Consider the following 23,448-nt stretch of genomic DNA (forward strand, 5'->3'; position numbering starts at 1 on the left):
AAATTTTTGCCGTTTTTTCACGAGATAAAGTTATGTGGCAAGATTTTATTCAACAAGCGAACCAATTTGGCAAAACAAAAACGCCTTTCTTCTTTCTAATCGATTTTGAACAACAAAAACCGATACTCTGCTCATTAAATGAAACGGCAGAACAAGGCATTTTCGTGCAATTTCCGGGCTATACCAACGTAAATTGGCAGGAAGCCCTGTCCGAAGCCTTTTGCTTACACAAGAAACCCATGGATTTTGCGGCGTATCAACCGGGATTTGAGTTAGTGCAGCGGGAATTGCATTTCGGCAATTCGTATTTGCTGAATCTCACCTACCCGACACCCATTGAAACCAATTATTCTCTGCGCCAGCTGTTTTGGCAAAGTCAGGCGAAATATAAATTGTTATTCAAGGATCAGTTCGTTTGCTTCTCGCCCGAATGTTTTGTCAATTTACGCGACAACCGTATTTTTACGTACCCTATGAAAGGCACCATTGACGCTACCCTGCCCGACGCGCAAGCCCTCTTGCTCAATAATCCAAAAGAACAGCGGGAGCATTACACCATCGTAGATTTAATGCGCAACGACTTAGCCACGGTGGCGAAAAATATTCAGGTGACACATTTTCGTTATGTGGAAGAAATCCAAACGGAACAAGGTGCGATTTTACAAACCAGCTCGGAAATCTGCGGCGAATTGGCAAAAAATTGGCAGGGGCAGATTGGATCTATCCTCGCCAACTTACTGCCGGCGGGTTCCATCAGCGGCGCGCCGAAAGAAAAAACCGTGCAAATCATTCAACGGGCGGAACAGCAACCGCGCGGCTATTACACAGGCATTTTCGGCATTTTTGACGGAGAATCGCTACAAAGTGCGGTGGCAATTCGCTTTATCGAACAGACGGGAAAAGGGTTATTCTTCCGCAGCGGTGGCGGCATTACCATTCAAAGTGATGCGCAGGAAGAATATCGTGAGCTGATTCAAAAAGTGTATGTGCCGCTAAAACGAGGTTAATCATGGAATTTCCCCTATTTGAAACCCTTGCCATAGCAAAAGGCAAAGTTCGCAACATCGAACATCATCAACAACGCTACGAGCGCAGTTTGCAGGCGTTTTACGGCAAAAGTGCGGTCGTTTTTCCAAACGTTTTTCAACTTGCCGAACAGATTCAGGTGCCGACAGCATTGCGCGCCGAACCGCTGATTCGCTGCCGAATCGATTACAACGCCGAGCAAATCCTTTGCCGTTATTTTCCCTACACACGCAAAACCTACCGCACTTTTAAGCCGATCGTCTGCGACCACATTGACTACGGATTAAAATACACCGACCGCACCTTATTAAACGACCTGCTCGCTCAAAAAGGCGACTGCGACGAAATCATGATCATCAAAAACGGCTACGTCACCGATTGTTCCATCGGCAACCTCATCTTCCGCAAAAACACCCAATGGTTCACTCCCGACACTCCCCTACTCGAAGGCACCCAACGGGCGGCATTACTCGCCCAAGGTCGCATAAAAGTGCGGTCGATTTTAGCAACGGATTTGCACTTGTTTGATGAGGTGAGATTGATTAATGCGTTGAATGGGTTGGATAATTAGTGTAACGATTCAAAATTCTTCAATATCACAAAGATAAATTTATTGTGTTAGACACATTTGTTTCACTTCAGACATCATTGGTATAAAACTACCTAAGGCTGAGTGAAGCCGTTTCGGATTATAAAAATTCTCAATACTCCGCAATAACGGGGACAGTCTCTGCTCAGGCGACATCGTTTTGACAATAAATTCTCTGCCTTCAAACTATAAAAAAGCCTTCCGTTTCCGTATTATCCGTACATTTTCCACCCGGCTTTAGCTTTGTTTTATTTTATACTAAGAAGATTATTCAGTTAAATGATGCGTCAAGTATGGAATAATGAATGCCATCCGGCTAAAAAAGCCTGTTGATCGACCTCAATTTTGAGTATTTACTAAGGCATGTAGTTAAATTTTATCAGTACATTATCTAACCTTACGAAATAAATCCTTACTATAAATCACTTCCGTCGGGTTGGCGGGGTCGTAGCCGTTTAGTGTGGGGTTGAGATAGACGGGAACGGTGGATTGATATAACGGCAGAACCACATTTTCCTCTTGCAGGATTTGCTCTATTCGTCCGTAAAGTGCGGTGCGTTCCGCCTGTGAAATGACTTTCAGGCTTTGCTCAAATAAACTGTCCAGTTCATCGTTACGATAGCCGCTTTTGTTATCCGGGCTACGGCTGTAGAACAGGCTTAAAAATGCGGAGGGTTCGTTATAATCGGCACACCAACCGGCGCGGGCGATTTGAAACTCGCCTTTAGCAATATTCTCCAGCAGTTGTTGTTTCGGCATCCCTTCGCCGATAATCTGAATCATGTCCGATTGTGACCACATGCGAATCAACCCCTGCACCAGTTGACTTTGTAGTTCCGATTGATCGTAACTTAAAGTCAGTTTGAGCGGTGCCTTCTCACTAATTCGCGCTTGACTTAATAATTGTTCAACCGGCGTTTGCTCCCATTGGCTTTCGATGGTTTGCATGGAAATCGGTAAAAAATTATCTGTTAAGGGAATCCTGTTTTTGCTTTCCGGCAACAAATTGCGGGCGGATGTCATCATCGCCAATGCCTTACGCACCGGGCTTTGCGCCAGTTGCGGCGTGTTAAAATTAAAGGCGTAAAAATAGGTGCAAAGTTGCGGAAAATATTGCGTTTGATCCGTTTGCTGCTGCGGCTGCCATACCACATCTAAGGCGCTGACATCCTGTTGCGGTGCGATTTTCTGATAATCCACATTTTTAAACGCCACTTTTTCTTTCGCCCAATATTGCGGGCTTTTTTCCAAATGAATGAGATTGCCTTGCTGCCCCATCACTTGATACGCCCCGTTGGTCACGCCTTCATGTGGCGATAAATATTGCGGCAACAGGCTGATATGCGCCAGCATTTGCGGCAAGTAAGGGGTTGCTTTATCTAACGTTAAACGTAAAGTGCGGTCATTTTCCACAACGATTCCCAACTGCTCAGGCGACAGGGTTTGTTGTAACACGTTCTCCGCGTTGGCTAAGTTAAGGTAGCGTAAATAGTGCTTTAAAGGAGAATTCGATTGCGCCAGCCGTTGCCAACTCGCAACAAATTGCTGCGCAGTCACCGGCTCGCCGTTAGACCATTTTGCCTCTTTTCGTAAAGTGAAGTGCCAGATTTTGTTGTCTTTAGTTTGCCAGCTTTCCGCCACTGCCGGCACCACATTGCCTTGCGGATCATAAATCACTAAACCTTCAAAAATATCGCGCAAAAAGGCGATTTGTTCAATATTTGAAGCTTGCAACGGATCCAAGGATAAGTCGGAATAAGCGCCACGCACCAATAATTGGCGGCTCGCTTGAGGTGAGGGTTGTTCGGTTGGTACGTCAACCGTTGAAACAGGTTCGGCGGGCTTTTGGGGTTGGTCGTCACATCCGTTCAGCCAAAAAACACTGAAAAAAAGCACCACACTTTTAAAGTGGAAAATACGCATTTAAATGAATTCAATGAAATAAATGCGCATATTATACACCAGTCTGTTTGATTGTTTATTCTTCTTTCAGGGTTTTGATCCAGAAAAAGAAGCACCAATATTTAATCAGGAGGACAGCAATAATAATACTTTTACCAATGATACTCGGCGTAAAATAAAAGCCTAGCAATAGCATAGAAGTGGAAAAGCTCAAAATATAGATTTTCGCTTTCTTGGTTAGTGCGCGTTGTTGCTGGAAATCTTTCAGATGATTTTGATAGATTTTTGTGCCGATGAACCAGTTATGCAAACGATCAGAGCCCTTGGCAAAACAAAATAAGGTCAGCAGCAAAAACGGCGTGGTAGGCAAAAGAGGAAGGACAATACCGACAATACCTAATGCCAAAAAGATAAAGCCAAGTCCGATGTAAAAATACTTCATTGAGAACCTCAAAATAAAAATTATTCGCAATTATCCTTGAATTGGTGGATTTTTCAAGCTTGAAATCATAAAATCGAACCCAATTTAATTAATCAGTTTTTTCTATAATAAAAGGACATTTGAATGACAAATCCATTACTCACACCCACCGCCTTACCCGCATTTTCTAAAATCGAACCGCAATATATCGAACCTGCAATCAAGCAATTAATTCAAGAAAATCGTAAAACCATCGAACGCGTGGTAAAACAACCGCACTTTACCTGGGAAAATTTCATCCTGCCGTTAACGGAAGCCGGCGATCGTTTAAGCAAAGTTTGGTCGCCGATTTCCCATTTGAATTCGGTAAAAAACAACCCCGAATTACGCGAAGCCTACCAAACCTGTCTGCCGCTATTGGCGGAATACAGCACGTGGGTCGGGCAACACCAGGGATTATATGAGGCCTATTTGCAATTAAAAAACAGCCCTGAATTTGCCGGTTATAGCCAAGCACAGAAAAAAGCCATTGAAAACAGTCTGCGTGATTTCAAATTATCGGGCATCTCTTTGCCGCAGGAAAAACAACAACGTTATGGCGAAATTGCCGCGCGTTTATCGGAGCTCACCTCCCAATTCAGCAATAACGTGCTGGATGCCACCATGGGGTGGGAAAAAGTCATTGAAGACGAAAACCTCCTTAAAGGCTTGCCGGAATCCGCTTTGGAAGCGGCAAAACAATCGGCGGAAAGCAAAGGTTTAAGCGGCTATCGTTTTACTTTAGAATTTCCAAGCTACATTCCGGTGATGACGTATTGTGAAAACCGTGAATTGCGCGAAGAAATGTATCGTGCTTTCGCCACCCGCGCCTCCGATCAAGGTCCAAATGCAGGCAAATGGGATAATTCTGCTATTATGCAGGAAATTTTGAGCCTGCGTGTTGAATTGGCAAAATTGCTGGATTTCAACACCTATACCGAATTATCCCTTGCCACCAAAATGGCGGAAAGCCCACAGCAGGTGTTGGACTTCTTAGAAAATCTCGCCACCCGCTCCAAAGCACAAGGCGAGCGTGAATTACAGGAATTAAAAGATTTCTGCAAAACACACTATAATTTAACCGCACTTGAGCTTTGGGATTTGTCCTTTTACAGCGAGAAACAAAAGCAACATTTATATGCCATTAACGATGAAGAATTGCGCCCTTATTTCCCGGAAGATCGCGTCCTTAGCGGCTTATTTGAACTGATTAAACGTATTTTCAACATTCATGCCGTAGAACGTCATGATGTGGAAACCTGGCATAAAGATGTGCGCTTCTTTGATTTAATCGACGAAAACAGTGAAGTCCGCGGCAGTTTCTATTTGGATTTGTATGCCCGTGAACATAAACGCGGCGGCGCATGGATGGACGATTGTATTGGTCGTCGCAAAACCATCGACGGTAGTCTACAAAAACCGGTCGCCTATTTAACCTGTAACTTTAATCGCCCGCTCGGTGATCAACCGGCGTTGTTTACGCACGATGAAGTCACTACCCTGTTCCATGAGTTCGGGCATGGGTTACATCATATGCTCACGAAAATTGATGTGGCAGATGTCGCCGGCATTAACGGTGTGCCTTGGGATGCCGTGGAATTGCCAAGTCAATTTATGGAAAACTGGTGCTGGGAAGAAGAAGCGTTGCAGTTTATTTCCGGTCATTACCAAACAGGTGAACCGTTGCCAAAAGAGAAACTGACCCAATTACTCAAAGCGAAAAATTTCCAAGCGGCGATGTTTGTTTTACGCCAGCTGGAATTCGCGTTGTTTGATTTCCGTTTGCATCATACTTTTAATCCGAACAAACAAAATCAAGTGTTGGATATGTTACACGCCGTGAAGCGCCAAGTTGCGGTAATTCCGGGCGCAGAATGGGGAAGAATGCCACACAGCTTCAGCCACATTTTTGCCGGCGGTTATGCGGCGGGCTATTACAGCTATTTATGGGCGGAAGTGCTATCGGCAGATGCTTATTCTCGCTTTGAGGAAGAAGGCATTTTCAATGCGAAAACCGGTCAATCTTTCTTAGATGAAATCCTCACCAAAGGCGGTTCCGAAGAACCGATGACGTTATTCAAAAGCTTCCGTGGTCGTGAACCGCAATTAGATGCGCTACTCCGCCACAAAGGCATTGCAAATTAAAAAACGCCGTTGAAAACGACCGCACTTTTTCCTTCAGACGATAAAGTGCGGTCACTATTTTGGGTGTTTTTTACTATGAAAAAAGGCTTACTCATTACAAGTAAGCCTTCTTATTTAAAATCGAGTTATTTTTTCAGAACCAATACAACAGAATCACCGGCAACCACTTCACCGGATTTTTTCTCCATATTACTGATTTCGTCCATATTAGAGATCACCACCGGCGTTAATACGGATTTGGCTTTTGCTTCTAATAACGGAAGATCCAATTCAATAATGGTATCACCACGTTTTACGGTTTGACCTTCTTTTGCAATACGGGTAAATCCTTCGCCTTTCAATTCAACGGTATCAATGCCGAAGTGTACAAACAATTCAACGCCTTCTTTTGATTCCATTGAAAAGGCATGGTTAGTTTCAAAGATTTTACCGACTACACCATCCACCGGTGCAACCAGTTTGTTACCGGTCGGGCGAATTGCAACACCGTCACCAACGATTTTTTCAGAGAATACGACATCCGGAACATCTTCAATGTTCACGATTTCTCCGGAAAGTGGCGCATAGATTTCCACATCCATCGCTTTCTTGTCTTTTGAACCAAATAATTTGTCAAATAAACCCATTTTACTCTCCTGACGTTAAAAAATGCGGTCGTATTTTAGCTTAAAATCTGAAAGTTGTATCTAATTTAATGCTTTTTCAGACAAAAAATCAGAGACTAAACTTTCAATTTCGGCAGCCGTCGGTTGTTGCAACGCTTTTTCAGCTAAGGCTTTTGCATCTTGGAAATTCACATTACGGATTAATTTTTTAATGCGCGGTACAGAAATAGCACTCATGCTGAATTCATCCAAGCCCATACCCAACAATAGAATCGTCGCGCGCTCATCACCTGCCAACTCACCGCACATACCGGTCCATTTGCCTTCCGCGTGAGAGGCATCAATCACCTGTTTAATTAAATTCAGCACCGATGGGCTCATTGGATTATAGAGGTGGGAAATTAACTCGTTACCACGGTCAACCGCCAAAGTGTATTGCGTTAAATCATTGGTACCGATACTAAAGAAGTCCACTTCTTTTGCTAAGAATCCGGCATTGACTGCCGCCGCCGGAGTTTCAACCATTACGCCGATTTGAATATCTTCATCAAAGGCTTTGCCTTCGTTACGCAATTCAACTTTTAATTTTTCAACCACCGATTTTAATTCACGAATTTCCTCCACGGAAATAATCATCGGGAACATCACCGCTAATTTCCCGTAAGCAGAAGCACGCAACACGGCTCTTAATTGCGCATGTAGAATCTCACGACGATCCAACGCAATGCGAATTGCACGCCAGCCAAGGAACGGGTTCATTTCTTTCGGCAGATTCAAATATGGTAACTCTTTATCGCCACCGATATCCATGGTACGCAACACCACGAGATTACCATTCATGGCTTCGACCACTTCTTTATACGCAATAAACTGTTCTTCTTCGGTTGGCAGCTGGTCGCGGTCCATGAACAAAAATTCGGTACGGTATAAGCCGACACCTTCCGCGCCGTTACGTTCAGCGCCTTCCACGTCACGGATCGTACCGATATTCGCCACTACATCTACGCGGTGACCATCTAACGTGAGCGCCGGTAAATCTTTTAATTTTGCCAATTCGGCTTTTTCTTCCGCCAATTTCGCTTGTAATGCTTTCAAGCGTTGAATCTCTTCTTGAGAAGGATTGACATAAACTACGTTATTTAGCGCATCCAGGATCAGGTAATCCCCGGTGTTTACTTTGTGGGTAACGTTATTGGTTCCCACGATTGCCGGCAATTCCAAAGAGCGCGCCATAATTGAAGTATGGGAGGTGCGACCGCCAATGTCGGTCACAAAGCCTAACACTTTATCCAAATTTAACTGTGCGGTTTCAGAAGGGGTTAAATCATAGGCAACCAAAATCGCTTCTTCATTAATTTCACCTAAATCGACGATATGCATACCTAAAATATTTTTAATTAAACGATTACCAATATCACGAATATCGCCGGCGCGTTCTTTCAAATATTCGTCATCAATTTCCGATAACATCGCTACTTGCTGATCGATAATTACATTCGCAGCAACTGCAGCATTGACATGATTTGAACGAAGATAATCAATGATTTCTTCTTCCAGTTCCTCATCTTCCAAAATCATTAAATGACCTTCAAAGATAGCCGCCTTCTCTTCCCCTAAAGATTGATAAGCCCGATCTTTAATGGAATTTAACTGTTCAACTGCGGCATCGCGTCCCGCATAAAAGCGTGCCACTTCATCTTCAATTTGGCTGTCTTTAATTTTTTGTGTATCAAGTACAATTTTTTCTTCTTTAAGCACAAGTGCTTTGCCAAAAACAATACCCGGAGAAGCCGGAATTCCTGAAATCATAGTAACCTTCTTATTAAACTGAACAAAAAATTAAACCGAACAAAAATCAATCATTCACTAAATAGAATAAAAGCCATAACCCGCCATCCAAACGCTTATAGCAACAAGGAGGCAAATTATGGCTGCTTAATTATTCTAATGTAGGAATTAATGCAACAAGATGCTCAACCGCTTTTTCCGCGTCCTCACCTTCTGCCGAGATAGTAATCACAGTTCCTTGAGTTAACGCCAGTGTCTGTAATTTAAACAAACTTTTCGCACTGGCACTTTTACCGGCGGATGTGACCGTAATGTCAGAAGCAAACGCTTTCGCTTCTTTTACAAATTGCGCTGCCGGACGCGTGTGTAAACCATTAGCTGCAGCAATTTCAACATCTTTTGAATACATGTTACTTTCCTCTAAAAAGTTAATAGAATGCGTTTAATTCATTTCAGTATTTTGTCAATTATTTATTTAAAATACTAAAATAAATGGAAGTATCTTGTGTTTCATCTTCCGATGCAAGCCGTTTTACCCAAAAGTTTGAATCAGATCACAAAAAAATTCAAAATAGATTAATCTTTTAACTAAAAATTAACATTTAATGCCTAAAAAGCAGTAAACCATCTCATTCAATAGAAAAATGCCGTTGTGATTTCATGTCCTTTCGGCCGGTGAGTAAGCGATGATAATTTTCATAACGTACAGCGCTGATTTTTCCTTCTTCCACCGCTTGTCGCAAAGCGCACCCCGGGTCATTTAAATGCTTACAATCACGGAATTTACAGGTTCCCAACACGGTCTGGAATTCACGGTAACCTTTTGTAATCTGCTCATCTTCCAGGTGCCACAAACCGAATTCCCGAATGCCCGGCGAATCAATCAGGCTACCGCCTTGCGACAAATGATATAAACGGGATGATGTGGTGGTATGCTGTCCCAAACCTGAAGTAGAACTGATTTCCCCAACCCGGGCTTCGACATGAGGTAACACTGCGTTAATCAAGCTGGATTTTCCCACACCGGATTGCCCCACAAAAATAGATACGCCGTCGGATAAAAGTGCGGTCAGTTTTTCCAGATTTTTTCCGCTCTGAGCAGACACCATCAACGTTTGATAGCCAATTTTACGGTAAATTTCCAGTTGCGAATCCACCGCCTGCCACTGCGACTCCGTCAGCATATCTGCCTTATTTAGTACGATAATCGGTTCAATTTTGGCTTCTTCACACACCACTAAATAGCGATCGATAATATTTAACGATAAACTCGGCAATACGGAAGAAACGATAATAATGCGATCAATATTGGCGGCGATCACTTTCATGCCATCGTAATAATCCGGGCGGGAAATTTCATTTTGACGCGGATGCACACCTTCAATCACCCCACTCACGCCCTGCAATTGTTCGTTGCCTTGTCGCCAAATTACACGATCGCCGACCACCACACCGGCCAGAGTCCGACGCAAATTGCAACGGAAAATTCCACCCCGCTCATTTTCGACATCCGCATGACGGGCATAGCGGGTCACCACCAAGCCTTCTTGCGACGCGCCCAACATGTCATCCTGCCACTCAATCTCTTTTTTCTGATGGCGATGCAAAACTTTCTTGTTGTTGGACTGAATACGGCGTTGTTGATTTTGGGTTAATTTCGGTTTGCTCATAAAAGTGCGGTCGTTTTTTGGGGCGTTTTTCGCTAGAATAACAAAAATTTTGCATAGGATACCTTATATCATGTCATTCGATAAACAAAATCTGATTTGGATTGATTTAGAAATGACCGGGCTTGATCCGGAAAAAGAACGTATTATTGAAATCGCCACCATCGTGACCGATAAAAATTTAAACATCCTTGCCGAGGGCCCTGTCCTTGCTATTCACCAGCCCGATGCGTTACTGAATAAAATGAGTGAATGGTGTGTAAAAACCCACACGGCAAACGGCTTGATCGAACGTGTTAAAGCCAGCAAACTCACCAAACGCGCGGCAGAGCTACAAACACTTGATTTCTTAAAAAAATACGTTCCGAAAGGCGCCTCCCCGATTTGTGGCAACAGCGTTGCGCAGGACAAACGCTTCCTGTTTAAATACATGCCTGAACTTGCCGACTATTTTCATTATCGCCACCTTGACGTCAGCACCTTAAAAGAACTTGCCGCCCGCTGGAAACCGGACATTTTAAACGGCTTTAATAAGCAAAATACGCATTTGGCGCTGGACGATATTCGTGAATCTATCAAAGAGTTAGCCTATTATCGTGAACATTTTTTGAAGATGGACTAAATCGTCGAATATATAAACAAGTGCGTAATTTCCACGATTTTATACTTGCACTGCACAAAAATATTCGTATAATGCCGTCTCATTCGTTTTATGTGAACGCGGGAATAGCTCAGTTGGTAGAGCACGACCTTGCCAAGGTCGGGGTCGCGAGTTCGAGCCTCGTTTCCCGCTCCAAATTTACAATCCCTCGCCTTTCAGCGAGGGATTTTTTATTCTGTGCGCGACCTTGAGACTGAAAAGTGCGGTCAGAATTCCCAGTGTTTTTCAATACAAACTGACAAATCTTTAACTTATCTTTACATTGGCATATCCCTAATGCTATTGAGTTTATAAGTTATTAGGTATAAAATTAGCACTCTTACTTTGTCTTTTCTGTTATCTTCAGTCTTAAACCTAAAGAACCAATTTATGTTTAAAAAATTTCTTAATTATCTAAATAGCCGAATCTTTTGGATTTGGCTACTCTTTTTCTCATTTATTACGCTTATTATATCACCTGAGAATACTATTTATTATGGCATGTTTGTAATATACATTATCTATTATTTAATATTCTCACTAAATCAGAAATTATTCTGGAGCCTTATTACATTCGTTATCATAACGTTATCTATTTATCAGCCTATATATTTATCTTATGGAAACTTAAACTCCGGAGTTGTTGCTGCTTTTTTTGAAACCAACCCGGAAGAATCTTTTGAATTTTTAGGAAAATTAAAATTTAGCCAATTTTTACTGCCATTCTTATTTATTTTATCCGGATATATTTTATATAGACTAAGAAAACAAGCAATACCGGAAACCCCACCGACTCAACAAGAAATGAAACTTCAAAAGATCTTAAAGTATGCATTAACGGCAGTAGCAATTCTGAGTATTATTTGGCTCCCTACAAAACATCATTTCGATTATGCTTCCACAGAACAAGTAGATTCCCGTTGGACTTTAGCCAACAGCCCAATAAATCTGATTTCGTTTTATGCGAATATAATAGACAGTGTGAGCGAATATTATAGTGATAAAGAAGACTTAGAATCAGCTAAAAGTATGCGATCTCTTTGGCATATTATTTCCAGTCATCCTAAATATAAAAATTATGTGCTAATTATCGGCGAAAGTGCGAGAAAGGATTATATGTCAAGCTATGGTTTTAAGTTACCGACAACACCCTTCCTGGATAAAACGAATGGATATATTAATGCGGGTTATATTTCTGCTGCGCCGGCAACATACCATTCACTATTAAATACATTGTACTTTAAACCCAAAGATAAGGGAGAAAAAAATTATTCTTTTAATATTATTACGTTAGCGAAGGCTGCCGGTATAAAGACCTTCTGGTTGTCAAACCAAGGGTGTATAGGAAAATATGACACGTTGGCAAGCAGATCAGGTGCAAGTGCAGATTTTCATTACTTCACGAAAAAAGGTGGATTTATTACTAATAATACCGATGATTTTAAATTACTGGATGAGCTTAAAGTCAAATTTAAAGAGAAAAGTTACGCAAATGATACTCGGCTATTTGTCATTCATTTGATGGGATCGCATCGTAATTTTTGCCAGAGAATCACAAAAGATGAAAAAGAATATGAATTTATTAATGAAAGTTTATCCTGTTATGTCAATAGTATTTTAAAAACAGATAAATTAATTGAAGAGATCGTCTATTTATTAAAAGCACAGAATGAAAGCTATTCTTTAATTTATTTTTCAGATCATGGATTATCGCACAAAAATAAAGAAAGCAAAGAAGAAATAGATTTAGATTTTGGCGAAGAATCAAAACAAAATTTTGAAGTACCTTTTGTTAAACTTTCCAGTGATGACACATCAAGAAATTTAGTGAATGTGAAGCGAAGTGCATTTAACTTTATCTATGGTTATGCAGAATGGTTAGGAATAAAAACAGAAGAATTAAATAATGGTTATGAGTTTTTCTCAAATAAAGATGATAAAGACATTAAGGTATTTAATTTCAAAGAAAATATTTCTTATGACACATTAAAAAACGACAATATACCGAATTTTTAAATTATAATTAAAACAATAGGATATCATAATGGATAAATATTCTACCGGAACAGTAAAATCTGTATTTTTTATGTCCGGCTTTGCTGCCTTAATTTATCAAATAGCATGGCAAAGAATGTTATTTACTGCTTTTGGCGTAGATTTAGAATCAATCACTGTTATTATTGCCGTCTTTATGGCCGGATTAGGCGTAGGTGCTTATTTTGGCGGACGCATTGCAGATAAATTTCCTAAACAAATTATTTTACTCTTCGCATTAACAGAAATCGGGATTGGTACATTCGGTTTCTCAAGCCCCACACTAATTAATTTAACCCAAGCGTTATTTTTACATTCGGCACTTCTTACTGTCGCGTTCTCTAACTTTGTTTTATTGCTATTCCCTACGTTTCTAATGGGAAGCACTCTTCCCTTACTAACGCAATATTTAAACCAACACTTTGATAATATTGGCAATAATATAGGCTGGTTATACTTTACCAATACTTTAGGCGCGGCATTTGCCTGTATAACAACCGGGTTTATCTTATTCAATTATTTTACAATCACACAAGTAATCTACTTGGCAGCAATTATTAATTATCTTGTAGCGACAATTATATTCTTAAAATACGGGAAAAAAGGAATCAGTCATGACAATCACTAAAAAAGCAATAATATTATCTTTTCTAAGTGGCTTCCTAAGCTTAGGATTAGAAGTGATTTGGATTAGACTTTTTGGTTTCTACGGTCTTTCTCTACCCCAAATATTTTCTTTAACGCTTGCCTTATTTTTATTGGGTATCGCTTGTGGTTCTTTAATTGGCAAGCGTTTATGTCAATCAGAAAAAGGAACCATTCAATATATTGGGTATTCTTTTCTGCTATCTTCAATTTTTGATTGCTTAACAATCTCACTAATAATTAATTTCCCTATTGAGGGTATGTTAGGTATCTTTATCGTATGCATATTCTTCAGCGCATTGCTAAGAGGAATTGTGTTCCCAATTGTTCATCATTTAGGTGCGGAACAGAAAAAAACAGGTGCAGCAATTTCTAATGTCTATTTTGCTAATGTTCTGGGATGTACAATTTCTCCGATATTAATTGGATTTTACCTCCTTGACATTTTTACTACACAGCAAACATATTTTATCATCACATTTATTACGCTGGTTACAGCCGCATTCTGCATACAAGAAAAATGGCTAAAAAGCACAACCGCTCTTATGGCTGCTATTATTATAGCGACAACCTTCGTTTTACCTGAAAATATGATTCATTCATTAGCCAAGAAAAAAGATGAAAACGGGAAATACTTAAAATTAGAGAAACTTATTGAGAATAAACATGGTTTTATTCAAGTATACCTAAGCGAAAACAATGATGAACTCGTATTCGGCGGTAATGCTTATGATGGTATGCTAAATACAAATTTGAATCATAGTCATAATGGCATTGAAAGAGCTTATTTATTACCGGTTATTGCACCTCATGCGAAAAACATTCTTGTTATCGGTTTAAGCACAGCCTCTTGGACGAGAGTTTTAACATCAATGCCCGAATTGGAATCAATGACTGTTATTGAATTAAATCCAGGCTATCCTAAGCTAGCCGGGATGTACTCTGAAATGGGCAAATTTCTGCAAGATAAGCGGGTCAATCTCATCACTGATGATGGTCGCCGTTGGTTAAACCGTAATCCGGAGAAAAAATTTGACTTTATTCTAATGAATACCACATTTCATTGGAGAAATTATGCATCTAATTTACTTAGTAAAGAGTTTTTAGAATTAACAAAATCACATTTAAATGAAAATGGTTTTATCTATTTCAACACAACGGAATCATATGATGCATACTACACCTCAAAAGAAGTTTTCCCTCATGTTTATCAATATATGAATATGTCACTAGCTTCACTGAATCCGATCAGCGCACTAACCAAAGATCAAATTACGTCCGGATTATCAAGATTAAAATGGGAAAATGGAAGTCATGTCTTTAGTTCACAAGAAGAGTTAGAGAAAGGCGTTAATACTATTTTTATAAAACCTCTAATTCGTTATGAAGAGATAAATTTCCAAAATTTAGGACGCCCATTAGAAATAATTACAGATGGAAACATGATTCCGGAATATAAATATGGATTTTTTAATTAGGTAAATTATGAATCAATCAATCAATCAATCAATTTCAATATTAATTCCTTGTTATAATGAAGAACATAGTATATCCGATACTGTTCTCTCATTTAGATCCGCTTTGCCTTTGGCAAAAATCTATGTTTATGATAATAATTCGACAGATAAAACTTTTGAAATAGCAATTAAACTAGATTGTATTGTACGCAATGAACCTAAACAAGGAAAAGGTGCTGTCGTTCGCAGAATGTTTGCAGATATTGATGCAGACATTTATATTCTGGTGGATGGAGATAATACCTACGATGCCAACATTGCTCCGGATTTAGTTAACACCCTGATTCAGGAGAATCTGGATATGATAATCGGGGCGCGAAATAGAAAATCAGAATCCTACCCTAAAGGTCATATACTGGGTAATAAAATTTTTTCAAAAATAATTAGTTATTTTTTTAATTCAACTATAAATGATCTTTTTTCCGGCTATAGAATAATGACGAAACGTTTTGTCAAATCTTTACCATTAATCAGTAATGGGTTTGAAATTGAAACAGAGATGACGGTATTAGCATTACAATTAAACATGCCAATAAAGGAAATTCCCACTAACTATAGTTCAAGAAAAGAAAATAGCAAGAGCAAGTTAAGAACATATAGAGATGGGTTTAAAATATTAAGTTTTATTTTCTTCTTAATTAGAGAGCAAAAACCGCTATTATTTTTTATGACACTCTCTTTACTTTGCACACTATTTTCACTGATTAGTGGCACTTCCGTTATCTTCCAGTATCTCAAGCTTGGCACTGTACTAAAAATATCCACTGCTGTATTCGCTACCGGCATGGGAATTCTGGCTATATTATTTTTTGCAATTGCATTAATTCTAGACTCAATATCCAATGCAAGAAAAGAACTTAAAAGAATGAATTATCTAAATATTAAATAAAAATGATGAAGCAATTCTTTCGATACTTCTCAGTGGGTATCATAAATACAATAATACACTGGGGAGTATTTTATCTTTTTTATCGGTTAACATACATACAGTCATTAAGCAACCTTATAGGATTCAGTGCCGCCGTAATATTCTCTTTTTTTGTAAATTCAAAATATACATTTGAAAAAGAAATTAATATTATACGAATGGTTTTCTATGTTTCCTTCATGGGTTTAATGAGTTATCTCATAGGATTGATAGCCGATAAAATAGAAGCGCTTCCGGCAATTACGCTAATAATCTCTTCCGGTATAAGCCTAATCCTAGGTTTTTTATATTCCAGATATATTATTTTCAGAAATAAGAAGTAATAATTAAACACTACAAAGGTTTATATGTATAAAAAATTATTGATAAATAATGACATAAAAAAATTAGTTTATATCTCTTGTATTATTTGGATATTATGTGCTACTTTTTTAATTATACGGAACTGGAGTGATGTCGCAAATTTCGCATTGAGTGATACTGATGATCTTATGCGCTATCATCAATACAGTGAATGGTTAAAAAATGGGAATTGGTATTTACTGCCGGATCCTCAATTTAACCCACAAGACGGTGTTATCATGCACTGGTCCAGAGTTGTGGATATTCCATTAGCCAGTGTAGCCCTGCTTGCTTCTATTTTCACCGATTGGAACACCGCATTCACCATATCGAATGTTATAACACCACTCCTTTATCTATTAATTTTTTTATTAATTATATCATTCATATCTTACCGTTTATTTGGGCTGGAGACAGCTAAAATAGCAATGCTGTTTCCGCTATTAGCACCAATTAGTTATCGTTTTCTTCCGGGTGCTTTAGATCACCATAATCTTCAGTTTATTTTATTAATATCTTTTTGCATTTTCTCTATAGCAAAAAATAAACAAAATCAAAACGGGCAGCCATTTTTTATAGCGATAAGTATAGTTTTATCATTATGGATAGGTCTAGAAAACATATATAGTTTTGTTGCCATTTTAATACTATTTGTTTTATATGGTTTGCTGAATAATTTATATTACTTAGAATTAGCCAAAAAAATATGCCTGCATAGTAGTATTCTATCTTTTGCAGTATTAATACTAAACAGACCTGTAAATGAATTATTTATCCCACAATATGACGCTTTATCGTTTCCATTCTTACTTTGTTTTATTGCAGGATCTATTCTTTGTACTTTATTGATTAAGTTCTCTATTCATTTTACTAACAAAATTAAAAAAATTGCTTTTTTGTGTGTAACAGGTATTGCTTTAGTTCTGCCTATCATAATTATTTATCCAAACCTAATAAAAGGAGGGTATGCCGACTACCCTATTTTCCTTAAGGATAACTGGCTATCTTTTGTCTCTGAAGCAAGACCATTAACTGTGACAATATCTCAGGATATCGGAGATATAGGTTATTTTATTGCGATTCTTCCTGCTATCATTTCTCCATTATTTTTATCTGATAAAAAGGAATTAAATTACTGGATTATATATATCGCTTTAATCACTAATTTATTACTGGCAATATTTTGGCAAGTAAGAATGTTCTATACAGCAATGTCTGTTGCAATTCCCTTACAAGCTTATACTTGCTACTCATTAAGAGAGAAATGTTCATTACCGATAACAAAAACTATCATTTTATTTTTATCAATACCTACATTTCTATTGATTTCAACTAAAATAATCATAAATTTCAACGATGAAGATGAATCCAAACAAATTTATGATGAAAAATATAACAATAGCTACTATGCGACAAAAAAATTACTTAATAAAAACAATTTAGAAAACAAAGTGATATTACCTCCTATTGACTTAGGTGCTGCTGTTATTGCTACTACATCCAATGCTTCTATTTCTGCGCCTTACCACAGAAATATAAGAGGAAATTCTGATACAATGCGATTTTATACGTCAGTGAATACAGATGATGCAGAAAAATATTTAATTAGAAATAAGGTGGATTATATTCTGATTGAGAAAAATTTTGCCAATGTTTTAGCCGATAAATATAAAGAGAAAGAAATCATGGCTCAAAAATTAATAGATAAGAAAGATATACCTGATTATCTTGAATTTATTGACACCAATGAAAACTCTAATATTATTTTATATAAATTTATTAAACCCGAACTCAAATAACTTAACTATAATGTAATGAGAAAAAGTCATTTTTTAAAATAATGACTTTTTCTCATTTAAAATGCCCACTATAACCATATATCAATTCAAAGCCACTACGTAATCCCTCCAAAGTGCGGTACAATTCCCCACTATTTTTTAAACTGACAAACAGCATGATCGATAGATTTAGCCAATATATTTCTGATGAAAATGCCATGTGCGCCTTTGGGGCAAAACTTATCAATGCGATAAGCCATGTTCCGAATAAGCAAGGCATTGCACTTTATTTGAACGGTGATCTTGGCGCGGGGAAAACGACCTTAAGCCGTGGGATGATTCAAGCTTTGGGCTATCAAGGTAAAGTAAAAAGCCCGACTTACACGTTAGTAGAAGAATATCGATTCCGCGACAAAATCGTTTACCATTTTGATTTGTATCGTCTTGCCGATCCTGAAGAGTTGGAATTTATGGGCATTCGTGATTATTTTAGCGAAAACACGCTTTGCTTGATTGAGTGGGCGGAGAAAGGAGCAGGCATGCTTATGGCGGCAGATTTATTGGTCAACATTGCCTATGCGGAAACTGCCCGTCATATTGAGTTGATTGCCCAATCGCCAATCGGCAGACAGATTATTGAACAATTAGATAACGATGATGTACCACAATGAAACTCGGCAATATCTTTAAATTATTTCTTATCAACAGCATTTTTTTCTGTGCAATGCCCGTTCTCGCTGATAATGCATGGACGATTGCCGTTGATCCCGGTCATGGCGGGAAAGACCCGGGTGCTATCGGGCGCAACTTAAAAATTTATGAAAAAAATGTGACACTTTCTATCGCTCGTGAACTAAAAGCACTTTTAGATAAGGATCCGCGTTTTCATGCCGTATTAACCCGCAACGGCGATTACTTTATTTCCGTGCCGCAACGTTCCGAAATCGCGCGTAAACACAAAGCCAATTATTTGGTTTCCATTCATGCGGATTCTTCCGAAACCCCGAATTTACGCGGCGCTTCCGTTTGGGTGTTGTCAAACCGTCGCGCCAATGACGAAATGGGGCAATGGCTGGAAGATCATGAAAAACGTTCGGAGCTTTTGGGCGGAGCGGGTAGCGTGCTCGCCTCACATAATGAAAAATATCTGGATCAAACGGTGTTAGATTTGCAATTCGGGCATAGCCAACGGGTGGGTTATGAATTAGGCAGTATCGTGCTACGCCATTTTTCCCAAATTGCTTCTTTAAGCCGCCCTACCCCACGCCATGCAAGTCTTGGCGTCTTGCGTTCACCGGATATTCCATCCATTTTGGTAGAAACGGGCTTTCTCTCCAACCAGGATGAAGAACTGAAATTAAGCACTCCCGCCTACCGTAAAAAAATTGCAAAAGCCATTTACAACGGTTTGGTCGAATATCGTCGTCAAAATTATAAAGCCGAGCCAAAAATTCCGACCATAAAAACACCTGAAAAATCCACCGCACTTGACGTGACGGACAGTGGTATTCGCCATAAGGTGAAATCAGGCGAAGGCTTAGGTAAATTGGCTGAGAAATACCATGTCAATGCCGCGGATATCGTTGCCTTAAACAAATTAAAACGCAAAAGATTGTGGGTGGGCGAAACTATTAAAATCCCGGATAACGGCAAAAACAACGCAACCAACACGAAAGAAAACACCGAAACTAAACCGGAAAGTGCGGAAATTAAAGACAGCGGCATTCGCCATAAAGTGAAAAAAGGCGAAACTTTAACTAAACTTGCGGCGAAATATAAGGTTTCCGGTAACGATATTCTTACGCTCAATAAATTAAAGCGTAAAGAACTGCAAATGGGTGAAACCATTAAAATTCCTGCCGTTGCCAAAGCGGAAGGCGCCATGAAAACCGAAACCAAAACAGAAAAAGAGAAAGCGGCAGAAGATACGAAAACTAAAGACAAAAATACCTCGGGGAAAGGCAAAGCGGAAGTAAAACAAGCTGTGCCGACCTTCCATGCGGTGAAAAAAAATCAAACACTCTACTCCATCGCACGTGAGTATAATCTTTCGCCAAATACCTTGCTAAAACTGAACCCGCAATTAAAAAACGGCAAAGTGTTAAGCGGGCAAAAAATCCGACTGGTTGAAGACAAGCACGGGAAAAAATAATGACCATACGCATTTTATCGCCACAATTAGCCAACCAAATTGCCGCCGGGGAAGTGGTTGAACGCCCGGCTTCGGTGGTGAAAGAATTGGTGGAAAACAGCCTTGATGCCGGTGCCGATAAAATTCAAATTGATATTGAAAACGGGGGCGCCGGGCTGATTCGCATTCGTGATAACGGCATCGGTATTGCTAAAGAGGAATTGGCCTTAGCCCTTGCCCGCCATGCCACCAGCAAAATTGCCGATTTAGCGGATCTGGAAGCCATTTTAAGCCTGGGATTTCGCGGCGAAGCGCTCGCCAGTATCAGTTCCGTCTCCCGCTTAACTCTCACTTCCCGCACAGCCGAACAACGAGAGGCCTGGCAGGTTTATGCCCAAGGGCGGGATATGGAAACCACCATTCAACCCGCCTCTCACCCTGTGGGCACCACCGTTGAAGTGGCAAATTTATTTTTTAACACGCCCGCTCGTCGTAAATTTTTACGTTCGGAGAAAACCGAATTTTCCCATATTGATGAAGTCATTCGTCGCATTGCTCTAGCCAAATTTCACATTAACTTTACCCTGACACACAACGGGAAAGTGCTTCGACAGTATAAAAGTGCGGTCACTCATGAGCAAAAATTAAAGCGTGTTGCCGCCATTTGCGGTGAGGATTTTATTCAAAATGCGTTACAAATCGACTGGAAACACGATGACCTGCATTTATCCGGCTGGGTGGCGTTGCCGCAGTTTAACCGCCCGCAAAACGACTTCAATTACTGCTATGTCAACGGGCGCATAGTACGCGACAAAATTATTACGCACGCCATTCGCCAAGCCTATGCGGGCTATTTAACCGCAGATCAACACCCGGCTTTTGTGCTGTTTATCGATCTCAATCCGAATGAGGTGGATGTCAACGTACACCCGACCAAACACGAGGTACGTTTCCAGCAATCCCGTTTGGTGCATGATTTTATTACCCTAGGCATTAGTAATGCGCTGGCTTCCGAACAAATGCACTTGAACCCGCCACCAATGGAAAATGCCGCAGAAGAACCTGCAGGGTTGTGGGAGACACCAACTTACACCAAACCGAATCGCTCGGCAGCAGGGCAAAATATATTCGCACCGACTGCCGGTTATTCCGCCACTGCCTACGCCGAAAATAAGAGTGACGGCGCACAAAAACACCGGCAAAATCCACCGCACTTTTCTCGTGAAAATGCCCATCGTGAACAAATTACACAGAACGTGTTAAATGCTCACAAGACCTTGTGGACGGCGTTAAAAACCCAACCTCAAACGGAAATGAGCGTAACGGAAGTCAGCAAACCCAATGCCGATTTTTTACATGCCCTTGCGCTCATCAACAACGAGGCACTATTGTTACAGCAAGAACAGCATTTTTATTTGTTGTCATTAGCCCGTTTGCAGCATTTAAAATTGGAGTTGAATTTAACCCTGGCGCCAACGTCTCAGCCATTGTTAATCCCGATTATTTTTCGCTTGTCTGATGACCAATGGCAGGCATGGTTACAGCAAAAAACGTTCTTTGAGCAAATCGGTTTTGCTTTTACGGAAGAAGCGACACAGCATAAAATAACACTGCAAAAAGTATCGGCACATTTACGCCGGCAAAATTTACAGCAGGTGATTATCGCGCTGTTAAATCAATCCATCGAAAATTTACCTGAATTCTTGACCGCACTTTTGGCGTCTTCGGCATTCACGCCCATCACTGTGCTTGCCGACGCAGTAAATCTGCTCACCGAGACGGAACAATTACTTGCCAAACAGCAGCAAATTCGCCTCGTAGATTTACTTGTGGAAGTCGATTGGCAGCCTTATTTAACCCAACTGACACAACCGCCCCGCTAACTTATGCAAGATTCCGAACAAAAACCTTTGGCGATTTTTTTAATGGGCCCTACCGCCTCCGGCAAAACGGATTTAGCCATTCAACTACACCAGCATCTGCCGGTGGAAGTCATAAGCGTAGATTCAGCCCTTATTTATCGCGGCATGGATATTGGCACGGCAAAACCCTCAAAAGCCGAACTGGCACTGGTGCCCCACCGTTTAATTGATATTTGCGATCCGGCGGAAAGCTATTCCGCCGCCAATTTCCGCGCCGACGCCCTGCATGAAATGCAAGACATTACCTCACAAGGTAAAATTCCGTTATTGGTGGGTGGCACGATGTTGTATTACAAAGCATTGCTCGAAGGCTTATCGCCATTGCCCTCCGCCGATGAAAAAGTGCGGTCGGAAATTGAAGCGAAAGCGGAACGTATCGGCTGGGCGGCACTACATCAGGAACTGGGCAAAATCGACCCCACCTCGGCGCAACGTATTAACCCGAATGATTCGCAACGGATTAACCGTGCATTGGAAGTGTTTTATTTAAGCGGCAAAACCTTAACTGAATTGACCGAACAAAAAGGCGACGCGTTGCCTTATGACATTCTGCAATTTGCCATTGCACCAGAACAACGGGAGCTGTTGCATCAACGCATTGAGCAACGTTTTCACAAAATGATTGAACTTGGCTTTCAACAAGAGGTCGAAAAACTGTACCGACGCGCTGATTTGCACGAGAATTTGCCCTCCATTCGCTGTGTGGGGTATCGTCAAATGTGGGAACATTTGCGTGGTGATTATGATCATGATGAAATGGTTTTTCGTGGTATCTGCGCCACCCGCCAGTTAGCCAAACGTCAGATTACCTGGTTACGCGGTTGGAAATCACCGATTCAATGGCTGGACAGTTTACAACCGGCTCAAGCGCTTGAGAAAGTATTAACGTCGCTCTCAAATAAAGCGTAAAACCCTATTGCGCCTAGTGACTTTCTGTACAATTGTTGTTATATTGAATCTCGGAGGCCATACAGCTTAGCTGTATTGTTTTTTTAATAAAATTTTGTAGAAAATAGAAGGAAAGAAAAATGGCAAAAGGACAATCTTTACAAGATCCTTACTTGAACGCACTTCGTCGTGAACGCATTCCCGTTTCAATTTATTTAGTAAACGGTATCAAATTACAAGGGCAAATCGAGTCATTCGATCAATTCGTGATTTTACTGAAAAACACAGTAAATCAAATGGTTTATAAACATGCCATTTCTACTGTTGTGCCGGCGCGTTCCGTCACCCATCACAATGCTAACCAACAGCAGCAACATCAAGGACAGCAGCAAGAAACCGCTTCTGCGGAAAACAATGTTGAAGCTCAAGCAGAATAACGAA

The 23,448-nt window shown here is 40.2% G+C and carries 21 protein-coding genes and 1 tRNA gene; 16 read left to right on the plus strand and 6 right to left on the minus strand.

The window, feature by feature from the left end:
* The first annotated feature begins 32 nt into the window (after nucleotides 1-32).
* A complete protein-coding gene (locus tag DK423_RS07960) occupies nucleotides 33-1,007 on the plus strand; it encodes an aminodeoxychorismate synthase component I (RefSeq protein WP_109043945.1) in 975 nt (324 codons plus the stop codon).
* Between the two features lie 2 nt (nucleotides 1,008-1,009).
* Nucleotides 1,010-1,597 carry an aminotransferase class IV family protein gene (locus DK423_RS07965; RefSeq protein ID WP_005555956.1) on the plus strand — a complete coding sequence of 196 codons (588 nt, stop codon included), beginning with the start codon at nucleotides 1,010-1,012 and terminating at the stop codon, nucleotides 1,595-1,597.
* A 405-nt stretch (nucleotides 1,598-2,002) separates the two neighbouring features.
* Here the strand turns inward: DK423_RS07965 and DK423_RS07970 are convergent, their stop codons facing one another.
* Together DK423_RS07970 and DK423_RS07975 are read right to left on the minus strand one after the other, a co-directional pair.
* Nucleotides 2,003-3,538: a peptide ABC transporter substrate-binding protein gene (locus tag DK423_RS07970; RefSeq protein ID WP_109043946.1), complete on the minus strand. Its 1,536-nt coding sequence runs from the start codon at nucleotides 3,536-3,538 to the stop codon at nucleotides 2,003-2,005.
* Nucleotides 3,539-3,593: 55 nt separating this feature from the next.
* On the minus strand, nucleotides 3,594-3,959 hold the full coding sequence (locus DK423_RS07975; RefSeq protein WP_005540969.1) for a YbaN family protein: 366 nt from the start codon (nucleotides 3,957-3,959) through the stop codon (nucleotides 3,594-3,596).
* Between the two features lie 123 nt (nucleotides 3,960-4,082).
* On the opposite strand from DK423_RS07975, the gene prlC reads away from it, so the two are divergent.
* Entirely contained in the window at nucleotides 4,083-6,122 is a 2,040-nt protein-coding gene (prlC, locus tag DK423_RS07980) for an oligopeptidase A (protein ID WP_005555954.1), read from the plus strand.
* 125 nt (nucleotides 6,123-6,247) lie between these two features.
* Here the strand turns inward: prlC and crr are convergent, their stop codons facing one another.
* The 4 genes from crr to rsgA all read right to left on the minus strand — a co-directional run bounded on the left by crr (nucleotide 6,248) and on the right by rsgA (nucleotide 10,185).
* Entirely contained in the window at nucleotides 6,248-6,748 is a 501-nt protein-coding gene (gene crr / locus DK423_RS07985) for a PTS glucose transporter subunit IIA (RefSeq protein WP_005555953.1), read from the minus strand.
* Between the two features lie 60 nt (nucleotides 6,749-6,808).
* Nucleotides 6,809-8,536, minus strand: a complete 1,728-nt coding sequence (ptsI, locus tag DK423_RS07990; protein ID WP_005555952.1) for a phosphoenolpyruvate-protein phosphotransferase PtsI — start codon at nucleotides 8,534-8,536, stop codon at nucleotides 6,809-6,811.
* 130 nt (nucleotides 8,537-8,666) lie between these two features.
* The gene (locus DK423_RS07995) at nucleotides 8,667-8,924 is read right to left on the minus strand and encodes an HPr family phosphocarrier protein (protein WP_005555951.1); all 258 of its coding nucleotides are present in this window, start codon (nucleotides 8,922-8,924) and stop codon (nucleotides 8,667-8,669) included.
* 220 nt (nucleotides 8,925-9,144) lie between these two features.
* A complete protein-coding gene (gene rsgA / locus DK423_RS08000) occupies nucleotides 9,145-10,185 on the minus strand; it encodes a small ribosomal subunit biogenesis GTPase RsgA (RefSeq protein WP_005555950.1) in 1,041 nt (346 codons plus the stop codon).
* A gap of 70 nt (nucleotides 10,186-10,255) precedes the next feature.
* On the opposite strand from rsgA, the gene orn reads away from it, so the two are divergent.
* The 13 genes from orn to hfq all read left to right on the plus strand — a co-directional run bounded on the left by orn (nucleotide 10,256) and on the right by hfq (nucleotide 23,444).
* The gene (orn, locus tag DK423_RS08005) at nucleotides 10,256-10,804 is read left to right on the plus strand and encodes an oligoribonuclease (RefSeq protein WP_005555949.1); all 549 of its coding nucleotides are present in this window, start codon (nucleotides 10,256-10,258) and stop codon (nucleotides 10,802-10,804) included.
* A gap of 98 nt (nucleotides 10,805-10,902) precedes the next feature.
* Nucleotides 10,903-10,978, plus strand: a tRNA-Gly gene (locus DK423_RS08010).
* Between the two features lie 234 nt (nucleotides 10,979-11,212).
* Nucleotides 11,213-12,838 (plus strand): phosphoethanolamine transferase, encoded by a 1,626-nt coding sequence (locus DK423_RS08020; protein ID WP_109043947.1) that lies wholly within the window; start codon nucleotides 11,213-11,215, stop codon nucleotides 12,836-12,838.
* Between the two features lie 28 nt (nucleotides 12,839-12,866).
* Nucleotides 12,867-13,484, plus strand: a complete 618-nt coding sequence (locus DK423_RS08025; RefSeq protein WP_005555947.1) for a fused MFS/spermidine synthase — start codon at nucleotides 12,867-12,869, stop codon at nucleotides 13,482-13,484.
* Nucleotides 13,471-14,979 carry a fused MFS/spermidine synthase gene (locus DK423_RS08030; RefSeq protein WP_005555946.1) on the plus strand — a complete coding sequence of 503 codons (1,509 nt, stop codon included), beginning with the start codon at nucleotides 13,471-13,473 and terminating at the stop codon, nucleotides 14,977-14,979. The genes DK423_RS08025 and DK423_RS08030 overlap by 14 nt, the downstream gene beginning before the upstream one ends.
* A gap of 7 nt (nucleotides 14,980-14,986) precedes the next feature.
* Entirely contained in the window at nucleotides 14,987-15,907 is a 921-nt protein-coding gene (locus DK423_RS08035; protein ID WP_109043948.1) for a glycosyltransferase family 2 protein, read from the plus strand.
* A gap of 5 nt (nucleotides 15,908-15,912) precedes the next feature.
* Nucleotides 15,913-16,269: a GtrA family protein gene (locus DK423_RS08040; protein WP_231102133.1), complete on the plus strand. Its 357-nt coding sequence runs from the start codon at nucleotides 15,913-15,915 to the stop codon at nucleotides 16,267-16,269.
* A gap of 24 nt (nucleotides 16,270-16,293) precedes the next feature.
* On the plus strand, nucleotides 16,294-18,087 hold the full coding sequence (locus tag DK423_RS08045) for a hypothetical protein (RefSeq protein WP_005555944.1): 1,794 nt from the start codon (nucleotides 16,294-16,296) through the stop codon (nucleotides 18,085-18,087).
* Nucleotides 18,088-18,242: 155 nt separating this feature from the next.
* Nucleotides 18,243-18,737, plus strand: a complete 495-nt coding sequence (gene tsaE, locus DK423_RS08050) for a tRNA (adenosine(37)-N6)-threonylcarbamoyltransferase complex ATPase subunit type 1 TsaE (protein WP_005555942.1) — start codon at nucleotides 18,243-18,245, stop codon at nucleotides 18,735-18,737.
* Nucleotides 18,734-20,218 (plus strand): N-acetylmuramoyl-L-alanine amidase, encoded by a 1,485-nt coding sequence (locus DK423_RS08055; protein WP_005555939.1) that lies wholly within the window; start codon nucleotides 18,734-18,736, stop codon nucleotides 20,216-20,218. Before tsaE ends, DK423_RS08055 begins: the two co-directional genes overlap by 4 nt.
* The gene (mutL, locus tag DK423_RS08060; RefSeq protein WP_005555937.1) at nucleotides 20,218-22,080 is read left to right on the plus strand and encodes a DNA mismatch repair endonuclease MutL; all 1,863 of its coding nucleotides are present in this window, start codon (nucleotides 20,218-20,220) and stop codon (nucleotides 22,078-22,080) included. The genes DK423_RS08055 and mutL overlap by 1 nt, the downstream gene beginning before the upstream one ends.
* 3 nt (nucleotides 22,081-22,083) lie before the next feature.
* The gene (miaA, locus tag DK423_RS08065; protein ID WP_061886208.1) at nucleotides 22,084-23,028 is read left to right on the plus strand and encodes a tRNA (adenosine(37)-N6)-dimethylallyltransferase MiaA; all 945 of its coding nucleotides are present in this window, start codon (nucleotides 22,084-22,086) and stop codon (nucleotides 23,026-23,028) included.
* Nucleotides 23,029-23,147: 119 nt separating this feature from the next.
* Nucleotides 23,148-23,444 carry an RNA chaperone Hfq gene (hfq, locus tag DK423_RS08070; RefSeq protein ID WP_005555933.1) on the plus strand — a complete coding sequence of 99 codons (297 nt, stop codon included), beginning with the start codon at nucleotides 23,148-23,150 and terminating at the stop codon, nucleotides 23,442-23,444.
* Nucleotides 23,445-23,448 lie beyond the last annotated feature (4 nt).

Origin of the sequence: Aggregatibacter actinomycetemcomitans, from assembly GCF_003130205.1 — a bacterium.
GTDB classification, from domain to species: Bacteria; Pseudomonadota; Gammaproteobacteria; order Enterobacterales; family Pasteurellaceae; genus Aggregatibacter; species Aggregatibacter actinomycetemcomitans_A.

What these genes read in the sequence shown, in the direction of transcription:
- rsgA (WP_005555950.1), bottom strand. Translation starts at nt 10,185, where the DNA reads ATGAGCAAACCGAAATTAACCCAAAATCAACAACGCCGTATTCAGTCC.
- DK423_RS08020 (WP_109043947.1), top strand. Translation starts at nt 11,213, where the DNA reads ATGTTTAAAAAATTTCTTAATTATCTAAATAGCCGAATCTTTTGGATT.
- DK423_RS08040 (WP_231102133.1), top strand. Translation starts at nt 15,913, where the DNA reads ATGAAGCAATTCTTTCGATACTTCTCAGTGGGTATCATAAATACAATA.
- DK423_RS08035 (WP_109043948.1), top strand. Translation starts at nt 14,987, where the DNA reads ATGAATCAATCAATCAATCAATCAATTTCAATATTAATTCCTTGTTAT.
- DK423_RS08025 (WP_005555947.1), top strand. Translation starts at nt 12,867, where the DNA reads ATGGATAAATATTCTACCGGAACAGTAAAATCTGTATTTTTTATGTCC.
- DK423_RS07975 (WP_005540969.1), bottom strand. Translation starts at nt 3,959, where the DNA reads ATGAAGTATTTTTACATCGGACTTGGCTTTATCTTTTTGGCATTAGGT.
- tsaE (WP_005555942.1), top strand. Translation starts at nt 18,243, where the DNA reads ATGATCGATAGATTTAGCCAATATATTTCTGATGAAAATGCCATGTGC.
- orn (WP_005555949.1), top strand. Translation starts at nt 10,256, where the DNA reads ATGTCATTCGATAAACAAAATCTGATTTGGATTGATTTAGAAATGACC.
- DK423_RS08055 (WP_005555939.1), top strand. Translation starts at nt 18,734, where the DNA reads ATGAAACTCGGCAATATCTTTAAATTATTTCTTATCAACAGCATTTTT.
- DK423_RS07995 (WP_005555951.1), bottom strand. Translation starts at nt 8,924, where the DNA reads ATGTATTCAAAAGATGTTGAAATTGCTGCAGCTAATGGTTTACACACG.
- DK423_RS07970 (WP_109043946.1), bottom strand. Translation starts at nt 3,538, where the DNA reads ATGCGTATTTTCCACTTTAAAAGTGTGGTGCTTTTTTTCAGTGTTTTT.
- hfq (WP_005555933.1), top strand. Translation starts at nt 23,148, where the DNA reads ATGGCAAAAGGACAATCTTTACAAGATCCTTACTTGAACGCACTTCGT.
- miaA (WP_061886208.1), top strand. Translation starts at nt 22,084, where the DNA reads ATGCAAGATTCCGAACAAAAACCTTTGGCGATTTTTTTAATGGGCCCT.
- DK423_RS07960 (WP_109043945.1), top strand. Translation starts at nt 33, where the DNA reads ATGTGGCAAGATTTTATTCAACAAGCGAACCAATTTGGCAAAACAAAA.
- DK423_RS08045 (WP_005555944.1), top strand. Translation starts at nt 16,294, where the DNA reads ATGTATAAAAAATTATTGATAAATAATGACATAAAAAAATTAGTTTAT.
- mutL (WP_005555937.1), top strand. Translation starts at nt 20,218, where the DNA reads ATGACCATACGCATTTTATCGCCACAATTAGCCAACCAAATTGCCGCC.
- DK423_RS08030 (WP_005555946.1), top strand. Translation starts at nt 13,471, where the DNA reads ATGACAATCACTAAAAAAGCAATAATATTATCTTTTCTAAGTGGCTTC.
- DK423_RS07965 (WP_005555956.1), top strand. Translation starts at nt 1,010, where the DNA reads ATGGAATTTCCCCTATTTGAAACCCTTGCCATAGCAAAAGGCAAAGTT.
- ptsI (WP_005555952.1), bottom strand. Translation starts at nt 8,536, where the DNA reads ATGATTTCAGGAATTCCGGCTTCTCCGGGTATTGTTTTTGGCAAAGCA.
- prlC (WP_005555954.1), top strand. Translation starts at nt 4,083, where the DNA reads ATGACAAATCCATTACTCACACCCACCGCCTTACCCGCATTTTCTAAA.
- crr (WP_005555953.1), bottom strand. Translation starts at nt 6,748, where the DNA reads ATGGGTTTATTTGACAAATTATTTGGTTCAAAAGACAAGAAAGCGATG.